The following is a 20,375-nucleotide window of genomic DNA, read 5'->3' as shown; positions in this document are numbered from 1 at the left end:
GCCTATTCCAGCAAGAGGTGGCGGGCGAGCCCTTCGATGTAGGTTTCATCCTGGCCGTTGGGGTGTGCTTCGAAGGCCAGGTGCAGGTATTCGTGGGTCAGGTCGAGGCGTTCTTGCAGCGTCTGCGCGCCGCGTACGTAGATGCGCTGACGTTCGCGATCGACATAGGGGCGGCCGAAGGCCAGGCGGCATACGGCGAAGGTGCTGACTTCGTTGTAGCCGGTTTCGCTTTCAAGCTTTGGGCGCCAGCCGCGCCGTTGTTTCTGCAGCCATTCTTGTGCGACGGGCAACGCTTCGCAGGACGCGACCGGGTTGTCCCAGCGGCTCAGACTGGCGCGTGGGTAGGCGTGCAGCAAGATGGCGTCGTAACGCTGGCCGGCCCGTGCCTGTTCGACGGCTTGCTGCCAGGACAGTTTGTCCGGGCCGGGTTGATCGGAATGGTAGGTGACGGTGCTGCCGGCCAGGACCAGGTCGCTGGTCCACGCGGCGATGTCGCGAGACCCGGACGACGCCGGACGCGGTGCGACCCGCTGACGGCTGCTGCTGTCGTCGATGCTCAGGCAGTCACCGCTGCGCGTGGCGTTTTGCAGCAGGTACGTGCGGATGGCCACGGCGAGGGCTTTGGCGGCTTCGACCGGTTCGGCACTGGCTTCGCGCTGGAGAACACGGGCGACGTATTCTTCGCGATCCAGCCGGGCGACGAGCTTGTCGTTGAGCAGGAATAGTTCGCCGTCGCTGTGAATATCCAGCGCATTACCGTTGGCGAATTCAACACGGTAGTCTCCCTGCAACGCTCCGGAAGTCACCACACTGCCCCCCGACAGCACGCGCCGAAGTGGATAGCGCGAGAACAGGTCGACCTCTACGCATTTCCCTGCATCCGCAGGCCATGAAGCGGGAATCACCGTAGACAGTGCCTGCGCGTAATCTCGAAGAACCCGTTGACTGGTACCGCGCCCGCCGGCCCAGACCGGTATGCCATCCGCGGTCCAACCGGCAAACCCGCCCTGGCGCAACGCAGCATCCTGATCCGCCAACCAGCTCCAGGTCTTCACCCGCAGACGGCTTCCGAGTTCACCGACGACATGGCCATCGCCGGCATTGAGCACCACATCGAGCAATACACGTCGGGCTTGATCCTGCGCCGGCAGCACGGCCAACATCATCAACAGTTCCGCCACCGAAACCCGAGTAGCCGGTTGCAACGAAGGCAAATCCAGCAACCATTGCGGCGCCTGCCGCGCCTGCCAATAGGCTCGCCAGTCGGCATCACGGATACCCAGCCGCGCGGGTTCGAAATACAGACCGCATGACTTCACCAACGCCTGATCACGCTCGATCCTGCCGCCCGCCGTGCAGCAATAAACCTCTTCCTTCGACTGGCCGCGACATTCATAAGCCGGCTCACGCGCGCCGGTGTCCACCAGCCAGGCGTAGACGAACAACTTCCACACACTGCCCAGCGGCGTCTGCAAGGTCTGCGGCAACGGCTCGCGGGTGATCACCTGCGTTCGGTTCAGCGACAACAAGTCGCCGTTGAAGGCCAGGCGCAAAGGTTCGTCCTGCGCCGTTGCCAGCACAGGGATCAAACACAGCAACCCACCTATCAGCAGCCTGTGCACGTCAGTGAACCGTGACCTGGCCAAGGGCTGCCTTTTGTTCCACAGCCTGATGCTGCGGTGCATAGACCTGAGTGAAACGCACCGGCGGCAAGTTGAACTGCCCCTTCTGCGAGAAGCGCACCAAGTGCCGCAGGCGCAATTCGCCACTCAAGGCATCCACCGGAACGGCATAAGCCATTTGCCCCGGTTCGAAACGCGCCTTCTCCAGTGCCGTCGGTTCGGTGCCAGCCTTGCCCATGAGCTTGATGCCCCAGGTGGTGCGCTCGACATCTGCACCCGGTGGCAGCGGCACTTCCAGCATCCCGTAACGCAACGGTTTGGCGGCTTTGCTGGTGACGATCACTTCGTCGAGATAGAGGTTGTCGCTGGACAATGGCGCGTTGCCGACCGCTTCGAGTTTGAAGGTGAAGGCCTCATCCCCCGGCACCAGTCGCGACAGGCGACGGGTGATGGTCACGGCCATCGGATCGACCACCGGCTGCTGGCTGCGGTAGCTCAATGCAGCGCGCAGCGGACGCTCTTGCGCGCCGGTCAGCGTCAATACCGTCGGCACTGGCGCAGGCCCCTGCCACGTCCAATACATCTCACCAGAAACCCCGTACTGTTTCTTCCAGCCTTCACCCGGCGCCAATGCAATGGTGGGCGATGCCTGCTCGATGCTGCGTTGCAGCCAGGTCAACGCCAACGCACGTTCCAGGGTCGATTGCTGTGGCAGCAAACGTTGCAGCAAGGCCTGGGCGTGAGCCTGATCGAAGGGTTGCAGCGACAGGTTCAGCGCTTCGGCAAACGGCTGAGAACTGACTGCCAGACGTTGCTGCGCGTCGGCCAGTTGCCGGTTGAACACATCCGGCAAAGCGACCTTCGCTTGCCTGGCCAGCGATGCCGTCAGCACCCGTGCGGCCGCCAGCCCCAAGGCTGAATCCGGATCGCTCATGACGAGGCTGTCTTCGCCGTCTTCCATCAGATTCGCGGCAGTGCCCTCGCCCGCTTTCGCCAGGTCGTCCATCAAGCCACTGAGCAAGGTGTTGACCGGTAACTGCATCTGTCGGGCAAACGACAGGATCAGCGCCCGCTGCAACAGCGGCGTGCTCTTCGCCTGCTTGGCGTAGACCTCCAGCACCCGCTGCCAATGCTCCGGCGGCAGGCTCAGTTCAAGCACCTGGCTGGCATGCCAGTCGGCGTAATAGGCGTAAGCGGTGAGGAACGCATCCGGCTCGCCGTCCATGCCCCACCAGGTGAAACACGCCGAAGGGCCAGCCATTTGCACCAGGCGCAAGCGACTGTTTTGCATGATCAGGCGCAGGCGATCGCGGATCTGCGGATTCGCCGCCAGCGTCGGGTAGGCGATGCTCAACGGCAACAGGCGACTGGCGGTCTGCTCGACGCCACCGTAGGGGTAGCTCAGCAGGTCGTCGAGGGCAGAACGGAACAACGCTGGCGGACTGTCATCCAGACGCAGGCGGATATCACTGGCGTCTGTCGGCAACGTCAGCGGCGTATCGCCCTCACCCACATCAAGGCTCTGGGTTTGAATCACCTGCCAGCCTTCACCGGTCGCGCTCAGGTGCACCGTCAGGGCGTCAGCGGTTTTGCCGTCCTGCACCAGCTCGGCGCTCCACTCGCCATTGGCCAGCTCAAAGGCCGGCAACGGGATGTAGTTGATGCCGCTGTTCAGGGTCGCAGGCACGCGCTGTTCGTTGCCGGCGTAACGGGTCACCAGTTCGGCCTTGACCGGTTTCTCGGCCTGACTGAAGGCGAACACGCCGAGGTCCGGTTTGTCGCCGGCGCGGAATCGAGTCGGGCCGCTCCACTTCAGGTACAGCGGTTTTTCCGAGCGCACGAATTGCTTCTTCTGCCCGACCTGCCCGCCATCGGCGATGGCCCTGGCGGTGATGCGCCAGCGGGTCAGGGAGTCGGGCATCTTGAAGGTGAAGCGGGTTTTGCCATTGGCATCGGTCAGCAACTCAGGTTGCCACGCCGCCGTGTCGACATCCTCGCGACGCGGTCGCTCCAGCACTTTCACGCCGCGCTCACTGCGATTGGCTTTGCCCGGTGCACCGGGGCTGCCCGGCAGGGCGACGTCATAACTGATGAACGACAAACTGGCGCTGGTGCGCACGTTGTTACGCCGTGGGTGATAGAAGAACTGGTCGATGCTCGGCGCGACTTCCGGTTGCAGCGCGTAGACCATTTCATCGACCACGCTGACCGTCAGGTGCGCGGGAATCGCTTTGCCGGCGAATTGGGTGGTCAGGTCCACCGAGACGGTTTCGCCCGGCTGGTAGGTCTCTTTATCGGTGGCGATGGCCACGTCGATCTGCGGCGTAATCACTTTGATGCCGGCGTTCTGGAAACTGTACTGGCCGCCCTTGGTGTACAGCACCGAGAAGGTCAGGTTCGGCGCGAAACCGTCCTTCACCGGGATGCGCGCGCGGTATTGGGTATCGCTGAGTTTTTCCATCTTCAGCCAGTCGCCGCCTTTGGAAAGTAACGCAGTGGCTTCGACCTTATCGCGCTCCAGAGACAGCAGCGCATCGCTCACTGGCTCGGGGAAAGTGATCAGCGCCAGCGCCTCATCACCTGCTATGTACTCGGGCTTGTCGAGGACGATTTCCACGGTGCCGGGTACGGCTTTGACACCTTCGCCGGTAACCGAATGACCGGTGGCACCGACCACCCGGCCATGATCATCCTTGAGCGTCAGGTTGTAGGTGCCCGGCCGGTCAAAGGCCAGGGTGAACCCCTTGTCGATTGCCGCGAGTTTGCCTTCGCCGATGCTCTGGTCTTCCAGGCGTACCCAGCCGTAGCTGCCCGGCGTAATGGCATCGACCTGCTCACCTTCGCGGGTGTAGCTGAAGGCAACCCTGTCACCCACCGCGCTGAAACGCCGAGGCGCGCTCAAGCGGAAATTCGCCGCGCCACGGTCGATGAGGATTTCCTTGGTGGTCTTGACCCGATACGCCGCACCGTCGCTGGCAAACACCGTGAGCATGTAGCGACTCGGTTTGTCGGCAGCCGGCAAGTCGAGGGACGCGTTGCCCTTGGCATCGGTGGTCAATTCGGTGCTGGTCAGCTCCACCGGAAATTGCCCGAGGTATTGCAGTTCGTTGTCGACCATCGACAGTTGCTGGGCGCGCAGGCTCAGACTCAATTTCGCATTGGCCACCGGTTTTCCGTCCGGGTACAGCAGCACCAGGTTGCCCTTGACCGGCTCGCCAGTACGGTAATCCTGCTTGGCCAGATTGAGCGAAATCTCGAAGTGCGGCTTGATGTATTCAGCGACACGAAAGGCGCTGCTGTAGGCCTGATCCTTGTAGTTGAAACGCAGTTCATAACCACCGGCCACGGCGTTATCGGGCAACTGGAATCGGCCTTGAGTGCCAGCCTTGGAATCGAGTTTCAGATCGAGGGATTGCAGCGCCGTGCCGGTCGCATCGAGCACGGTCACGTTGACGTCGGCCGCGGTGGGCTGCACCGAATCCCGGGCATTCTTGAACTCCCGCCCGACGATTTTCAGCGACACCCAGTCCCCCGGCCGATACAGAGGCCGGTCGGTGAAGGCATAGAGTTTGGTGTCATAGATTTCGCTGTCATAGTAGAAGTTCTCGGAGACAAACACCCCGCCCTCTTCGTCTTCGCCTATCACGAACGAGCGCTCGGGGCTGACGTGTTTCAGGCGTAGCAAACCATCGGCATCCGTGGCGCCGCTGCTCATCACGCCGAGGCCGTCAGTCCACAGCACATTGACCTTCGGCACCGAGCTGCCTTCGTGTTTGCGCGCAGTCCACACCAGCAATTCGTCACCGGCAATCTTGCTCACCGCCACGGTGTTGGAGACGAACACCATGGTGGTCGCGCGGTACTTGCCGATCAGCGCCTCCACCAGATAAAGACCCGGTTTGAGATGGCCCAACGGGATGTACACGTTGCCCGGCGCGACGCTGACGAACTCACTGGAAGAACCGGCCAGGTTCACCCCTGCAGGTGGCTGGATCGGTTTGGCCTGCCACAACGGATAACGGAACTGGCTGACCACCGGCAAACCCGGTATCAGCGCGAATTGCGGTTGCGCATCGTAGGGTGTTGGCGCGGCCATCGCGTCGCCCATTTTCAGCTCCGGCACTTCCTCGGTGACTTGTTTACGCGACTCGTAGGAAAACGCCCGCTGCATCACCCGACGGGATTTGCGATACCAGTTGTCCCACAGGTAAGCGAGAGTGTTGGACAGCCCTTCACCCTTGAACTGGCCATCGCTGACCACCCGATGCAGGTTCTTCTGGCGCTTGAGAAAATCCATTGGCTTGTCGATGCGATACACCCGAATGTCGGCACCACCGTAGGGCTCCATGCGAAACCGGCGATAGTCGCGACCCGGCGCTTCGAGGCGCACCATCGCCTGTTCATCGCTGGCAAAGCTGCTGTCGGCCAGCAGGAAAAAACTCTCGCCGGCCACTGGTGCATAGCCGCTGGACGGGACCGAGTCGTCCGCATCAACCGCCGAGAAAGGCAGCACCAATACCAACAGCAGAGACAGAAAACGCAGCATGCGGGCACCGGTCATTGGGAAAGAAAATTCAGTCGATAGACGCCGATGAAGTTGGGGTTGGCTGCGTCGGGTATCCATCGGGTGTCCTTCCATGTCATGAGTTGCTGCAGGCTTGCCGAACGCATGCCGTTGTCGGTGGGTGTGGTGGTGCCGGTGTGATAGGCAATGTAGCGGCCCATCCAGATCATCAGGTGCTGGTCGTCGCCCTGATCGAAAAACATCAGGTCGCCGGGGCGGGCTTGAGCCACATCGCGGCTGACCAGATGGCTGTTGAACTGGATCAATTTGATCGCATTGACGTATGGCCCGACTTTGCCGCCGCCCTGCTGCCATTGCTGGGCAAGACCGCGCTGGGCATCGCTCAATTGCAACTCCGGCGGCAGGTAACGATTGGACAGGCCATTGCTGCGCAGCCATTTGTCGTCATGGACTTTCAGCGCTTCGTTAGCGGCGAAGCGCACCAGTCCGGCGCAGTCTTGCTGATACCAACGGGGGCTCGGGCCCTGGCTCAGTTGCTCCTGGGCGATGCGCACGAACCAGGCGCGAAACACCTGGGATTGCTGTGGGTCGAGCGATGGTGCCTCGACAGCGCGGGCACCCGCGCTCAGCAACAAGGCCAGCAGGCCGAGACTTCGGATCAATGCCGTCACAGAGCTTTCCACTCCAGCGGCAGCCACTGCCAGTGGCCGTCGGGCTCGCTGCCTTCGGGCAAGGTCAGGGCGTATTTACCGTAGCCGCCGAGCTTGCGCAGTTTCGGGATCAGGTAGGTTTGCGCGGCGTTGTAGAACACCGGCTCCATGTCCTGGGGCAGGCTGTCGAGGGTTTCCTGCTGCATCAGTTGCGCCATGGACTCCGGACCGAAATAGACCGGCATCAGCAGGTCTTTGGGCACCACGTCGGCCATTGGCGGGAAACGTTTGTCGAGGGTGCCAAGAGCCTTGTCCACCAGCTTGTCATCGAGGGAAAACAGCAGCATCGAACCGTGACGCGCCAGGCTCACGCGCATGAACGCCTTGCCGCTGATGGCATCGGGATCTTGAGCTTCCTTGGCCGTATAGGGACCGAAACTGGAGCTGACCTGACGTTGCCACTGATGGCTCTGGCCTTGCTGTTTTTCCACCACCGGGAAGGCGCCTTCTTCGACATTGCTCTCGTAGGCACCGACCATCGAGCCGAACAGACTGCCCAAATCTCCATCGAGTTTGCCGCCGCCATCATCGTTGAGGCTGGCCACCAGTAAGGGTGTGTACAACCGCGAATCGGCATACCAGCACAGGCCCGCCGCGCCGGCCATGTGTTCGGTCAGCGCCTGAGCCACCTTCTCCTCGGCACCGAGTTTCATCAGCAGCGGTTTCTGTTGTTCGGCAGCCAGCGGCAACGCCACGCAAGCGCTGGCGCCCATCGGCATGGCTTGCCAGATCGGCTTGAAATCGAAGTCCGGCTGATTCTCCAGTTCATCCATGGCCAGGAAGCTGTGCCAGCCCTTGTCGTCCATGTCGAAACGCAGGCCGGCGAAATTCGGAATGAAGCGCTGGTAACCCATGGCCAGCACACTGGCATTGACCGACAGGCGTTGTTTCACCTGCGGAGCACGCGGCGGCAGGCCGAAGGCTTCGGGGAACAGTTTGTCGCCATTGAGCAACGCGGCAATGGCCGTGGTCGACACGCTGCCCGATTCTTCCGTTGCACCGCTTTGTGGATCGTAGAGTTTCGCCGGATTGGACAGCACCACCAGTTTGTCGCCATGGGACGCAAACAGCAGCGCCTTGCTGGCGTTGTAATTGAGTTGATAGAGCGCCACGTCGTCGGTGCCGACCTTCACGTCAGCGACTTTGCTCAACTGCGAGTCGTCCAGCGCCACTTTGGCCAGCGGCTCCAGCACCTTGGCCAGCCCGCCGCGATCCATCACCAGCAGGAAATCCTTGAGCCGCCCATCCGCCCCGCGCCACAACGCTACGTCGGCAGGCTGATCGAACAGCTGCTCGATCAAGGTGTCCTGCAGTTTCAGGTCATGTTCGTAGATGATCCGCCGCAAGCTGCCGATCAACCCCAGGCGGTCGGCATGGCTTTCGTAATAGAAGACGAAGTCTTCGGTCAGGGTTTCCTTGAGAAACGGCACTGCCAGCAAGTCCTTGGGCAACTGACTCAGGGAATGGGTTTCCAGCAAGCCATCCGGGCGGCTCATGCCCAGTTTGTCACTGGCCAACGCAGGCGCCGGGGCCTTGGGCTTGTGCATGAACCACCCCAACCCACCGGCCACAACGACGACCAGGCATATCCCGATCAGCAGTGTCGGCCAATGCAGGGAATGTTTGGCCGCTGGTGCGCCAGCGGCCGGAGTAACAGCGCTATCACTCATGTTCACAAAACCCGATGTTCATCCGTGGAGCGGGGATGCTTAGTAGTTGAAAGTCTTGACCAGCAGCAGGTCGCCGATTGCGCGCAGGGGCACGATGAACGTCTCGCGTTTTTCATCGACGGTGTTTTCGTTGAGCACCAGGTTGATCTGCGAGGTAATCACCTCGTTCTGGTTGCTTGTCTCATCGAAGTTATAGCCGCCGCTGCCGAAGTTGCCCCAATAGTTCACGTAAACCAGATAGGTGCCATGCAGCGGTGCGGTCATGGTGAACATTTCCGGACCCGGGCCATCGACGCCGTCAGGGTCGAGGCCGCCGCCGTTGGTCAAGTCCGGGTGCGCCCAGAAGGCATGCTGGCCGTCGGGCGTGACGATGTGCAGGTCGAGTTCGGCCTTCGGATCGTCCCAACCCAGCACCACGCGAATCTTCGCCGGAGTGCGCAGGTTGTTGGCTTCATAGAATTGAACACGCTTGAGGGACTGGCCTTCGGCGCTGCGGATTTCGACGCTGTTGGAACCGGCACCAAACGCATACGGTCGGGCGAAACGCCCTTGCTCGTCGGTGTAGAGGTTCAGCGGATTGCCGTTGACCGCCAACGTGTGCGGCCCGCGCTGAGTGCCGATGGCCTTGAGGCGGCCTTCGATCATCGTGCGGTTGCGCTGCACGCCTCGGTCAATCGGTGGCGTGGGATAGGCGACTTGCGGGTTTTCGCTACGGTCCAGCAGACCGTTGTAACGCCAGCCACCCACCGGCTCCGACAACTCGGCATTCGGCGCGGCCAGAATCACGGGCGCGATAGCCAACCCGATCAGCAGCAAAAGAAATGAGCGCATGCGACGCCTCCTGCCATGCATGACGAAACCTTGCGCCTGATCCTGGGCGCGTTACCGATGCGGATACTGCGTTTCGTCTGAAAGACCCGTGACTGCCAGGTCGTATAGGGCTCGAAGGTTAGCCATTCGGGTGTTTTTTAACAATCGAATGGCTCCGAAATTGCGGTGGGAATCACGGTAAGGGGTGAACGGTGAGCCGAATAGAGACGTTATTCGGCTCACGAAATGAGCCGAATAATCCGTAGACACCGGCCTCGCTCATTTGCCCATACCCCCCCTATCTGCTAGTGTCGCGCCGGTTTAACGTCAACCGGAAATCGCCGCCATGGCCCGCAAAAAAGCTGCACTGGATTTCGAACAGTCCCTCGCCGACCTGCAAACGCTGGTGGAGCGTCTGGAGAATGGCGAATTGTCGCTCGAGGACTCGCTGGCCGCTTTCGAGCAAGGCATCGGTCTGACCCGCGATTGCCAGGCGGCGCTGGCCCAGGCCGAGCAAAAGGTTCAAGTGCTGCTCGAGCGTGATGGCGAGTTGGCCGAGGAACCCTTCGACGCGGATCAGCCAGAATGATTGCAGCGTACTCGGCCACCAGCCAGGCCCGCGTCAATGCAGCCCTGGAAACCCTGTTCATCGCGCCGAGCCCTGAACTGGCGCGGTTGTATGAGGCCATGCGCTACAGCGTGATGAATGGCGGCAAACGCGTGCGTCCACTGCTGGCCTACGCCGCGTGCGAAGCGTTGGGCGGCAAGGCCGAGCAAGCCAACGGCGCAGCCTGTGCCGTGGAGCTGATCCACGCCTATTCGCTGGTGCATGACGATTTGCCGGCGATGGACGATGACGATCTGCGCCGCGGCCAGCCCACTACCCACAAGAAATTCGATGAAGCCTGCGCGATCCTCGCCGGCGACGGTTTGCAGAGCCTGGCCTTCAGCGCCCTGCTCGATCCACGCCTGAGCGCGTCGGATGCCGAAATCCGCCTGCAAATGGTCAGCGCCCTGGCGCTGGCGGCAGGCCCGGCGGGCATGGTCGGCGGTCAGGCCATCGACCTCGGCTCGGTCGGCCTGAAACTTGACCAGAAAGCCCTGGAGTACATGCACCGGCACAAGACCGGCGCGCTGATCGAGGTCAGCGTCAAGCTCGGTGCCCTGGCCAGCGGCCGTGCCGAGAAAGACGAACTCAAGTCCCTGCAGACTTATGCACAGGCCATCGGCCTGGCCTTCCAGGTCCAGGACGACATTCTCGACGTCGAAAGCGATACCGAAACCCTCGGCAAACGCCAGGGCGCCGACATTGCCCGGGACAAACCGACCTACCCGGCCCTGCTCGGCCTCGACGCCGCCAAGGCCTACGCCCTGGAGCTGCGCGACCAGGCCCTGCACGCACTGCGACCGTTTGACGCGGCGGCCGAGCCATTGCGCGATCTGGCCCGGTATATCGTCGATCGCCGCAGCTGACGGCGAATCCGCCAAAAAAAACCAACGCGTGGGCAGGGACCGATGCATCAGGTAAACTGCCGCATCTTTTATACCTATAACGATTCGCCTGATGCCCACGACGTTTCATGAGATTCCCCGCAAACGCCCGACCACGCCCCTGCTCGACCGCGCGAAAACGCCGGACGGCCTGCGCCGGTTAGGCGAAGCCGAGCTGGAAACCCTGGCCGATGAGTTGCGCCTGGAATTGCTCTACACGGTCGGCCAGACCGGTGGGCATTTCGGTGCCGGCCTGGGCGTGATCGAGCTGACCATCGCGCTGCATTACGTCTTCGACACCCCGGACGACCGGCTGGTGTGGGACGTGGGTCATCAGGCTTATCCGCACAAGATCCTCACCGGTCGTCGCGAGCGCATGGGCACCCTGCGCCAGAAGGACGGCGTTGCCGCGTTCCCGCGCCGCTCCGAGAGCGAATACGACACCTTTGGCGTCGGCCACTCCAGCACCTCGATCAGTGCCGCGCTGGGCATGGCGATTGCCGCCCGCCTGCAAAACAGCGAGCGCAAGGCGATCGCGGTGATCGGCGACGGCGCGTTGACTGCGGGCATGGCCTTCGAGGCGCTGAACCATGCGCCGGAAGTGGATGCCAACATGCTGGTGATCCTCAACGACAACGACATGTCGATCTCGCGCAACGTCGGTGGCTTGTCGAACTATCTGGCGAAGATCCTTTCCAGCCGCACCTACGCCAGCATGCGCGAGGGCAGCAAAAAAGTGCTGTCGCGCCTGCCCGGTGCGTGGGAAATCGCTCGCCGGACCGAAGAATATGCCAAAGGCATGCTGGTTCCCGGCACGCTGTTCGAAGAACTGGGCTGGAACTACATCGGCCCGATCGATGGCCACGACCTGCCGACCCTGATCGCCACCCTGCGCAACATGCGCGATCTGAAAGGTCCGCAGTTCCTGCACGTCGTCACCAAGAAAGGCAAAGGCTTCGCCCCGGCGGAAGTCGACCCGATCGGTTACCACGCCATTACCAAACTCGAACCGCTGGACGCCCCGGCCGTTGCGCCGAAAAAGGCCAGTGGACCGAAATATTCCGGCGTGTTCGGCGAATGGCTGTGCGACATGGCGGCTGCCGATCCGCGCCTGGTCGGGATTACCCCGGCGATGAAGGAAGGCTCGGATCTGGTCGCATTCAGCGAACGATTCCCGCTGCGCTACTTCGACGTGGCCATTGCCGAGCAGCACGCCGTCACCTTCGCGGCCGGCATGGCCTGCGAGGGCGCCAAACCCGTGGTAGCCATTTATTCGACCTTCCTGCAGCGCGGCTACGACCAGTTGGTGCATGACGTCGCCGTGCAGAACCTCGACGTACTGTTCGCCATCGACCGCGCAGGCCTGGTGGGCGAAGACGGTCCGACCCACGCCGGTAGCTTCGATCTTTCTTACCTGCGTTGCATCCCCGGCATGCTGGTGATGACCCCGAGCGATGAAAACGAGCTGCGCAAAATGCTCACCACCGGTCACCTGTATGAAGGCCCGGCGGCCGTGCGTTATCCACGCGGTAATGGCCCGAACGCGACCATCGAGAAAGACCTCGAGCCGATCGAGATCGGCAAGGGTGTGATTCGCCGCCATGGCAGCAAAGTCGCCCTGCTGGTGTTCGGCGTGCAACTGGCCGAAGCCCTGAAAGTCGCCGAGACGCTGGACGCGACCGTGGTCGACATGCGCTTCGTCAAACCGCTGGATGAAGCGCTGGTTCGCGAAATCGCCGGCAGCCATGAACTGCTGGTGACCGTCGAAGAAAACGCGATCATGGGCGGCGCCGGTGGCGCGGTCAGCGAATTCCTCGCCCGCGAAAACATCCTCAAGTCGATGCTGCACCTGGGCTTGCCCGACATCTACGTCGAACACGCCAAGCCTGCGCAAATGCTGGCCGAGTGTGGTTTGGATGAAGCGGGAATCGAAGCGTCCATTCGCGAGCGCCTGCAACTGCTCAACATCTAAACGCAAAACCCTGTGGGAGCGAGCTTGCTCGCGATAGCGGCCTGTCAGTCGACTCAGATGCTGACTGATACACCGCCATCGCGAGCAAGCTCGCTCCCACAGGTTTTGCGGCTGGATTACAGATTTGCAATCAAACCGAATCCCTGTGGGAGCGAGCTTGCTCGCGATGAAGGCACCTCGGTCTCAGCGGTCTGGCGCAATCAAATGGCAAAGCTTTGCAGTCGCCTCAATCATCTGCCCACTCGGCCGCTCCAGGCCCTTGTCCGTCACCAAGCGCAACTGTCCCTGTGCCACGGCCGCCACCTGTGGCCAGGCTTTCCACGCATCGAGCTGCGCCTGTTCGCTGGCCAGAATCACCTCGGGATTACGCTGCAGCACGGCTTCCACACTGACTTGCGGTGCCGGCAGCTTCAGGTCGGTAAACACGTTTTGGGCACCGCAGACCTCCAGTGCATCGCTGATGATCTGCTCGCCGCCAACCGTATACAGCGGCCGATCCCAGACCTGATAAAACACCCGTAACGGCTTATCCCGTCGATAGCGTTGGCGCAATTCATCCAGCCGCTGGCGTAAATCGCTGGCCAATGAAGTTCCGCGTTCAGGCCGACCAAGCTGAGCGGCTATGGTCTCGATCTGTGCGGCGAGCTGGTGCAGGCTGTGGGGTTCGGCGACGTAGGTGGGAATATTCAGTCGCTTGAGCTGGTCACGCTGGGCCGGGCCGACGCTACCGGGCCATAACAGCAACAGATCGGGTTTCAGGCTGAGCAGGCGCTCCATGTCCAACTGGCCATAGCGGCCAACGGAGGGCAGGTCCTTGAGTTGCGCAGGCCGTTCACCGGCGTCCAGCACACCGACCATGAGGTCGGCGGAGCCCAGTTCAACGACGATTTCAGAGAGCGACGGTGCGAGGCTGACAACCCGCTCGACCGCGATGGCCGAGCCACTGGCGGCCAGCAGCAACACCGCCAGCCAGAGCGCGCGCATCAACCGAGTTGACGCGGAATACGGTAGAGGTAGAACAGCACGGCGGTCGACAGTGCCAGCAGCATCAGCGGCACCGCTTCAAGACCGACGAACACCGCCAGGGCACCGATCCAGGCCGGCAGCCCGGCGACGAGGAATGCCGTACGCCGCTTGGCCGCCAGACTGATCCAGGCGGCAGGTTCTTCAGGGGTATCGAGGGCTTTCTGGGTGGCGATCAGCGCGTGTTTGTAGGCACCGAAGAACCTCAGGCTGACAAACATCGAGGCGACTCCGGCGATGAACAACGGCATCGCCAGCACCGGCAGAATGGCTTCGCCCTGGCCGAACACCGCGTTGATCACAAACAGCGGCAACAAGGCCAGTGCCAGGTACTGCCACCAGTTGACGGACAGTCGCCGCCGCACCTGATCGCGGGTCACGCCCGGTCTACCTCGCCCTGATGCTCATTGCCCATCATGTGGTCGAGCTTGCTGGCCTTGGTCGCCAGGTAGAGTCGGTTATGCGGATTGTGGCCGGTGTGCAGCGGCACGCGCTCGGCGACCACGATACCCATGTCGGTCAAGGCTTTGACCTTGCGCGGGTTGTTGGTCATCAGGCGCAGGGATTTCACGCCCAGGTGCTCCAGCATCGGCAGGCACATGGCATAGTCACGCTGATCGGCGGCAAAGCCCAGACGCTCGTTGGCTTCGACGGTGTCGGCACCACCGTCCTGCAGCTCATACGCGCGGATCTTGTTCAGCAGGCCAATGCCCCGGCCTTCCTGACGCAGGTAGAGCAAAACGCCGCGACCTTCGCGGGCGATGGCCTGCAAGGCGGCCTCCAGTTGCGAGCCGCAGTCGCAACGCTGGCTGAACAAGGCGTCGCCCGTCAGGCATTCGGAGTGCAACCGGCCGAGTACCGGGGCACCGTCGGCGAATTCACCCAGACTCAGCACAACGTGCTCGCGGCCGGTGGCTTCATCGAGAAAGCCGTGCATGGTGAATTGCGCAAAAGGCGTTGGCAGCTTGGAAGCGGCGACAAAAACGACAGGCACCGGTGTGCTCCTGATCTAAAGAGTCTGAAGATTCGCAGAGCCGGCATTGTAACAGCAGGTTCCGGGCGACGCTTAGGCTGAATTATCGGCGATAACTATCAAAAAGTTTGATATGCGCCCTGAAGATACGACCTCTGTGGGAGCGAGCTTGCTCGCGATAGCGGTGTGTCAGAAGCGTATTCGTCAACTGAAAGTCCGCCATCGCGAGCAAGCTCGCTCCCACAGGGTTCAGTGTCAGTCCTTGAAACGGGTCAATTATCTTCAAACGGATACGGCTGTTTCCAGCGCTCGAAGATAGGTTTCAGCTCGCCGTTTTTCACCAGTTGCTCCATGCGCTGGTCGAACAGGGCCAACAGGCTGCGCGCCTTCGGGGTCTTGGCGAAGCACAGGTACAGCGGCAACTCGGCGATATGGGTGCGCCGTAGCTGGGACGGATCCTTGGCGCGGTTGATAACGTCATCGACTTCGGTCAGAGCGTCGATATAGAAGTCAGCACGATTGTGGGTCAGCATCGACACGATGCCGGTACGCCGCATCACTTCATCGAAGTGGCGCACATTGGGCAGGTAATGCTGGTAATCGTAGCCGCGGACCCAGGCCAGTCGATAATTGCCCAGGGTTTGCGGGGTGGGTACCGGACTGCTTGCCAGGCCCAAGGCATAGATGTGATCGGTGTCGAAGTTCCAATGGGGATAGAGCACGCCCTCGGATTCGTCACGATAGGAGCCGACGCAGGCATCGACCTCGCCACTCTCGGCCAGACCCAGGGAGCGCACGTACGGCTCGGTGCGGACGTCGACCTTGACGCCCGCCGGCTCGAACACTTGCCGTAGCACGTCCCAACCCAGTCCATGACCGTCAGCAGCGGTGTAGTCTTCCCAGTCTTCGCTGGCCAGATGAATCACCGACGGCGGCGTAGCACCCCCTGCTTGCGCCTGGAAAAAAGCGCACAACATCGTGAACGCCAGCACCATCAATCCGCGTACAGCCATCCCCCGCGTCCCCCGATAAACAGCACTCATGATCAACGCCTGGAAATCCCCGGTCAGGCGAAAAACCACACCAGTCCTTGCATCGCCAGCCAGGCGAACACCCCGGCCAGGACATCATCGAGCATGATGCCGACGCCGCCATGTACGTGCCGGTCAATCCAGCGAATCGGCCACGGTTTGAGGATGTCGAAGAAGCGGAACATCAAGAAACCCACGAGCAACCATTGCCAACCTTCCGGCACCAGCCACAGGGTGATCCACATTCCGACCATTTCGTCCCAGACGATGCCTTCATGGTCGTGTACCCGTAAATCGTCGGCCACTTTGCCGCACAGCCAGAAGCCGAACGACATGGTGATGCCCAGCATCAGCCAGTAACCCCAGTCGGGAAGCATTTGCCACAACGGGATAAAAGGCAGCGCAACTAACGACCCCCAAGTGCCAGGCGCCTTTGGCAAGGTGCCCGAGCCGAAGCCGAACGCCAAAAAATGCCACGGATTACGCCAGACCGACGGCGGTACGTTTTCCGCCGGGACCTGATTGGGATGATCTGTCACGGTGACTCCCGAAAATGTTGATAACCCCGGGTTTGCGGGGTGATGTCGTGTCCGCTGGCATCCAGCAGTGTCACACCTTGCCCATTAACGACGCGCCCAATCAAATGGATCGGCCAGCCGTCGGCCAGCAATAGCGGCAACTCGACGGACGGTAGGGTGAAGACCAATACGTAATCGTCGCCACCGCTCAGTGCCGCAGCCTGTGCGTCCGATTGACCGAGAAAGTCGACCAGGCTCTGCGACAGCGGCAAACGATCCCGCTCGACTTCGATACCGACCTTCGAGGCCAGCGCGATATGCCCGCAATCAGCCAGCAGGCCGTCGGAGATATCCATTGCCGAAGTGGCCTTGCCACGTAGCGCCTGACCCAAACCGAGTTGCGGTTGCGGCGACCAGTAATGCGCCAGCAACGGCGCGGCAATGCTCGCTTGGGCCGTGCGCTGGCCAAGCACCAATGGCAAGGCACCGGCGGCGTTGCCCAGGTCGCCGCCGACACACAGCAGATCGCCCGGTTGCGCACCGCTGCGGGTCAGCGCCAGACCACCCGGCACGCGCCCGAACACGGTCATGGTCAGGCTCAGCGGCCCACGGGTGGTGTCGCCGCCCACCAGCGCCACGCCGCAGCTTTGCGCCATCTGGTTCAAACCACGGGCATAGGCTTGCAGCCAATCGGCGGTCACCGTCGGCAAGGTCAGGGCAAGGGTAAAGGCAACGGGGGTGGCGCCCATGGCAGCCAGATCGCTGACGGCCACGGCCAGCGAGCGCTGACCGAGCAGAAACGGATCGCAGGGATCGGCAAAATGCACGCCGGCCACCAACGTATCGGTAGAAATCGCCAACTGTTCCCCGGGGGGAACAGCCAGCAAGGCGCAATCATCGCCAATCCCGAGGGCAACGCCTTCACCGCCCTGCGCACAAGGCGCGGCGGCGAAGAAATTGCGGATCAGCTCAAACTCGCCCATAGGGTGTCCTGTCTCACCAATACTGTTCATTTTTTAGCGGCGTCTGGTGTCGCCATACTGCGTTGCCGCTCCTCGCCATAGCACGCTATGACTCGTCGCGGCGCCTTGTCTGGCAACACCAGCCACTCGCTAAAAAACGAACGTATCGGCGAGACAGGACACTAGATCCAAGCGCTGTTAGCGCTTGAACGCCTTGACTTCAGCTTCACGCAGACGCGGGGCCAGCTTGTCGAGCACACCGTTGACGAACTTGTGGCCGTCGGTGGAACCGAAGACCTTGGCCAGTTCGATACCTTCGTTGATCACAACGCGGTACGGCACGTCGACGCGCTTGAGCAGTTCCCAGGTGGACAGGCGCAGAACCGCCAGTTCAACCGGGTCCAGCTCTTCGATGGTCAAGTCCAGGCAAGGCGTGAGCGCCGTGTCGATTTCGGTCTTGAACTGCGGCACCCCGTGCAGGATTTCGCGGAAGTAGGCGCCATCGACATCGGTGAAATCGTTATCGACCCGGAACTGCGCTTCGATTTCGTTCAGCGATTGCTTGGCCATGTGCCATTGGTACAACGCCTGGGTCGCGAGCTGACGGGCTTCGCGACGCTTGACGCTTTTCGATGGTTTGCCGGCATCCGCAGGCTTTGGATCGCGCGGGTTGAAACGATCGCTTTCGTCGCTAATCACTTGGCCTCCAACTGCGCCAGCAGGCTGACCATTTCCAGAGCGGACAGGGCAGCTTCAGCACCTTTGTTACCGGCCTTGGTGCCGGAACGTTCGATGGCTTGCTCGATGGAATCAACGGTCAGGACGCCGAAAGCGACCGGAACGCCGAACTCCATGGAAACCTGGGCCAAGCCCTTGGTGCACTCGCCAGCCACGTATTCGAAGTGCGGAGTGCCGCCACGAATGACCGCGCCCAGGGCGATGATTGCCGCGAATTCGCCTTTCTGGGCGACTTTCTGCGCAACCAGCGGAATTTCGAAGGCGCCAGGTGCGCGGATGATGGTGATGTCGCTTTCGCTCACGCCGTGGCGAACCAGGGCATCAACTGCACCGCTGACCAGGCTTTCAACGACGAAGCTGTTGAAACGGCCCACTACCAGAGCGTAGCGGCCTTTAGGGGCGATGAAGGTACCTTCGATGGTCTTCAGGGTCATTCGATAAATCTCTTAAAGAGCCGGGACGCGTCTCGTACGCGTCCCTCGGTGATATTTGAACCGCGAATTCAAGGCCGGAAACAACCGGTCATTATTCGGAGGGCACGTATTCTACAACTTCCAGATCGAAACCGGATATCGCATTAAATTTCATGGGTGCCGACATCAGGCGCATTTTGCGTACGCCAAGGTCGCGCAGGATCTGCGAACCGGCACCGACAGTGCTGTAGGTGGTCGGTTTTTTCACCGCGGCGTGATCGGCGGTTTCGCGGATGTGCGCCAGCAACACGTCGCCATCGAGCGGGTGACCGAGCAACAGCACCACGCCGCTGCCGGCCTCGGCAACCGTGGCCATGGCGGCGCGCAGGCTCCAGCGGCCCGGTTGCTTGACCATCAGCAGGTCGCGCAGCGGGTCCATGTTGTGCACGCGAACCAGGGTCGGTTCTTCGGCACACACGTTGCCCAGGGTCAGTGCCATGTGCACGTCGCCTTCCACCGAATCACGATAGGTCACCAGGTTGAATTGGCCCAGTTCGCTGTCCAGTGGCTGCTCGGCAATCCGCTGAACGGTACGTTCGTGGATCATCCGGTAGTGAATCAGGTCGGCGATGGTGCCGATCTTGATGTCGTGTTCGGCGGCAAAAGCTTCCAGTTCGGCGCGACGGGACATGGTGCCGTCGTCGTTCATCACTTCGCAGATCACGCCGCTCGGCTCGAAACCGGCCATGCGCGCCAGGTCGCACGCCGCTTCGGTGTGGCCGGCGCGGGCCAGGGTACCGCCGGCCTGGGCCATCAGCGGGAAGATGTGACCCGGGCTGACGATGTCTTCAGCCTTGGCATCACGGGCGGCAGCAGCCTGCACGGTGCGCGCACGGTCGGCGGCGGAGATGCCGGTGGTCACACCGGTGGCCGCTTCGATCGATACGGTGAACTTGGTGCCGAAACCGGAACCGTTGCGCGGCGCCATCAACGGCAGCTTGAGCAGTTCACAGCGCTCGCGGCTCATCGGCATGCAGATCAGGCCACGGGCGTGCTTGGCCATGAAGTTGATGTGCTCGGGCTTGCAGCACTCGGCGGCCATGATCAGGTCGCCTTCGTTCTCGCGGTCTTCGTCATCCATGAGGATGACCATCTTGCCTTGGCGGATGTCTTCAACCAGTTCTTCGATGCTATTGAGCGCCACAAGGCACCCCCTTGAGTCAGGATTTGAGATAGCCATTGGCGGCCAGAAAGCTTTCGGTGATGTTACCTGGCCTTTGCGAAGAGTCGCTTGGTTCTGCGGCCTTGTCGCCGAGCAACAGACGCTCCAGGTAACGGGCCAGCAAGTCCACTTCCAGATTCACCCGGCGGCCTGGCTGGTACGACGCCATGATGGTTTCGCTCAGGGTGTGGGGAATGATGGTCAGCAGGAACTCGGCGCCATCAACTGCGTTCACGGTCAGGCTGGTGCCGTCGACGGTGATCGAGCCTTTATGGGCGATGTACTTGGCCAGGTCCTTCGGCGCGCGGATGCGGAACTCCACGGCACGCGCGTTCTCGGTACGGGCAACCACTTCGCCCACGCCATCGACATGACCGCTGACCAGATGCCCGCCGAGGCGAGTGGTCGGGGTCAGGGCTTTTTCCAGATTGACCGGGCTGCCGCTTTTCAGGTCGTTCATGGCGGTGCAGTCGAGGGTTTCGCGACTGACGTCCGCCGCAAAGCCATTGCCGGGCAATTCCACGGCAGTCAGGCACACGCCGTTGACCGCGATGCTGTCGCCCAGTTTGACGTCGCTCAGGTCGAGCTTGCCGGTTTCGACGTGAACCCGCACATCACCGCCCTTTGGGGTCAATGCACGAATACTGCCGATGGATTCGATGATGCCGGTAAACATGAGGTTCTCCTCGAGAACA

Annotated in this window: 18 protein-coding genes; 3 read left to right on the top strand and 15 right to left on the bottom strand. The window is 61.7% G+C overall.

The features are described 5' to 3' along the window. Positions 1 to 2: 2 nt before the first annotated feature. Genes AC1DVH_RS05125 through AC1DVH_RS05105 form a run of 5 tightly spaced genes read right to left on the bottom strand, consistent with a single transcriptional unit; the run spans position 3 to position 9,358 of the window. Positions 3 to 1,646 carry a DUF2300 domain-containing protein gene (locus AC1DVH_RS05125; RefSeq protein ID WP_477752880.1) on the bottom strand — a complete coding sequence of 548 codons (1,644 nt, stop codon included), beginning with the start codon at positions 1,644 to 1,646 and terminating at the stop codon, positions 3 to 5. Continuing rightward, complete coding sequence (locus AC1DVH_RS05120; RefSeq protein ID WP_477752879.1) at positions 1,624 to 6,183, bottom strand: alpha-2-macroglobulin family protein; 4,560 nt, start codon at positions 6,181 to 6,183, stop codon at positions 1,624 to 1,626. The genes AC1DVH_RS05125 and AC1DVH_RS05120 overlap by 23 nt, the downstream gene beginning before the upstream one ends. Continuing rightward, positions 6,180 to 6,818: a DUF1175 domain-containing protein gene (locus AC1DVH_RS05115; protein WP_477752878.1), complete on the bottom strand. Its 639-nt coding sequence runs from the start codon at positions 6,816 to 6,818 to the stop codon at positions 6,180 to 6,182. Before AC1DVH_RS05115 ends, AC1DVH_RS05120 begins: the two co-directional genes overlap by 4 nt. Continuing rightward, positions 6,815 to 8,527: a DUF2138 domain-containing protein gene (locus AC1DVH_RS05110; RefSeq protein ID WP_477752877.1), complete on the bottom strand. Its 1,713-nt coding sequence runs from the start codon at positions 8,525 to 8,527 to the stop codon at positions 6,815 to 6,817. The genes AC1DVH_RS05115 and AC1DVH_RS05110 overlap by 4 nt, the downstream gene beginning before the upstream one ends. A gap of 39 nt (positions 8,528 to 8,566) precedes the next feature. Beyond that, complete coding sequence (locus tag AC1DVH_RS05105; RefSeq protein ID WP_477752876.1) at positions 8,567 to 9,358, bottom strand: YfaP family protein; 792 nt, start codon at positions 9,356 to 9,358, stop codon at positions 8,567 to 8,569. A gap of 325 nt (positions 9,359 to 9,683) precedes the next feature. Here AC1DVH_RS05105 and AC1DVH_RS05100 point away from each other — a divergent pair, with 325 nt between their 5' ends. The 3 genes from AC1DVH_RS05100 (at position 9,684) to dxs (ending at position 12,800) form a co-directional block, all read left to right on the top strand. Continuing rightward, the gene (locus tag AC1DVH_RS05100; RefSeq protein WP_007970180.1) at positions 9,684 to 9,926 is read left to right on the top strand and encodes an exodeoxyribonuclease VII small subunit; all 243 of its coding nucleotides are present in this window, start codon (positions 9,684 to 9,686) and stop codon (positions 9,924 to 9,926) included. Continuing rightward, entirely contained in the window at positions 9,923 to 10,810 is an 888-nt protein-coding gene (gene ispA, locus AC1DVH_RS05095; protein ID WP_218429751.1) for a (2E,6E)-farnesyl diphosphate synthase, read from the top strand. The genes AC1DVH_RS05100 and ispA overlap by 4 nt, the downstream gene beginning before the upstream one ends. A 91-nt stretch (positions 10,811 to 10,901) precedes the next feature. Then, entirely contained in the window at positions 10,902 to 12,800 is a 1,899-nt protein-coding gene (gene dxs, locus AC1DVH_RS05090) for a 1-deoxy-D-xylulose-5-phosphate synthase (protein ID WP_477752875.1), read from the top strand. A 183-nt stretch (positions 12,801 to 12,983) separates the two neighbouring features. Here dxs and AC1DVH_RS05085 read toward each other — a convergent pair whose 3' ends face one another. From AC1DVH_RS05085 to AC1DVH_RS05040, 10 genes are all read right to left on the bottom strand, one after another. Next, positions 12,984 to 13,784 carry a cobalamin-binding protein gene (locus AC1DVH_RS05085; RefSeq protein WP_477752874.1) on the bottom strand — a complete coding sequence of 267 codons (801 nt, stop codon included), beginning with the start codon at positions 13,782 to 13,784 and terminating at the stop codon, positions 12,984 to 12,986. Then, positions 13,784 to 14,203, bottom strand: coding sequence for an MFS transporter (locus AC1DVH_RS05080; protein WP_477752873.1), 420 nt, complete (start codon positions 14,201 to 14,203; stop codon positions 13,784 to 13,786). The genes AC1DVH_RS05085 and AC1DVH_RS05080 overlap by 1 nt, the downstream gene beginning before the upstream one ends. Next, a complete protein-coding gene (ribA, locus tag AC1DVH_RS05075) occupies positions 14,200 to 14,817 on the bottom strand; it encodes a GTP cyclohydrolase II (RefSeq protein WP_150726901.1) in 618 nt (205 codons plus the stop codon). Before ribA ends, AC1DVH_RS05080 begins: the two co-directional genes overlap by 4 nt. 251 nt (positions 14,818 to 15,068) lie before the next feature. Next, positions 15,069 to 15,809: a substrate-binding periplasmic protein gene (locus AC1DVH_RS05070; RefSeq protein ID WP_477752872.1), complete on the bottom strand. Its 741-nt coding sequence runs from the start codon at positions 15,807 to 15,809 to the stop codon at positions 15,069 to 15,071. A gap of 53 nt (positions 15,810 to 15,862) precedes the next feature. Beyond that, a complete protein-coding gene (locus AC1DVH_RS05065; RefSeq protein ID WP_477752871.1) occupies positions 15,863 to 16,366 on the bottom strand; it encodes a phosphatidylglycerophosphatase A family protein in 504 nt (167 codons plus the stop codon). Beyond that, positions 16,363 to 17,328 carry a thiamine-phosphate kinase gene (gene thiL, locus AC1DVH_RS05060; protein ID WP_477752870.1) on the bottom strand — a complete coding sequence of 322 codons (966 nt, stop codon included), beginning with the start codon at positions 17,326 to 17,328 and terminating at the stop codon, positions 16,363 to 16,365. The genes AC1DVH_RS05065 and thiL overlap by 4 nt, the downstream gene beginning before the upstream one ends. A 177-nt stretch (positions 17,329 to 17,505) precedes the next feature. Continuing rightward, positions 17,506 to 18,006 (bottom strand): transcription antitermination factor NusB, encoded by a 501-nt coding sequence (gene nusB, locus AC1DVH_RS05055; RefSeq protein WP_008053839.1) that lies wholly within the window; start codon positions 18,004 to 18,006, stop codon positions 17,506 to 17,508. After that, positions 18,003 to 18,479, bottom strand: a complete 477-nt coding sequence (ribH, locus tag AC1DVH_RS05050; protein ID WP_003228649.1) for a 6,7-dimethyl-8-ribityllumazine synthase — start codon at positions 18,477 to 18,479, stop codon at positions 18,003 to 18,005. Before ribH ends, nusB begins: the two co-directional genes overlap by 4 nt. 91 nt (positions 18,480 to 18,570) lie before the next feature. Beyond that, positions 18,571 to 19,662 (bottom strand): bifunctional 3,4-dihydroxy-2-butanone-4-phosphate synthase/GTP cyclohydrolase II, encoded by a 1,092-nt coding sequence (gene ribBA / locus AC1DVH_RS05045; RefSeq protein WP_007984459.1) that lies wholly within the window; start codon positions 19,660 to 19,662, stop codon positions 18,571 to 18,573. A gap of 16 nt (positions 19,663 to 19,678) precedes the next feature. Then, complete coding sequence (locus AC1DVH_RS05040) at positions 19,679 to 20,356, bottom strand: riboflavin synthase (protein WP_477752869.1); 678 nt, start codon at positions 20,354 to 20,356, stop codon at positions 19,679 to 19,681. Between the last annotated feature and the right edge of the window lie 19 nt (positions 20,357 to 20,375).

The organism is Pseudomonas sp. P4_C3, assembly GCF_056402075.1.
The sequence above is the reverse complement of the archived record's forward strand: the minus strand, read 5'-3'. Positions and strand labels throughout refer to the sequence as shown.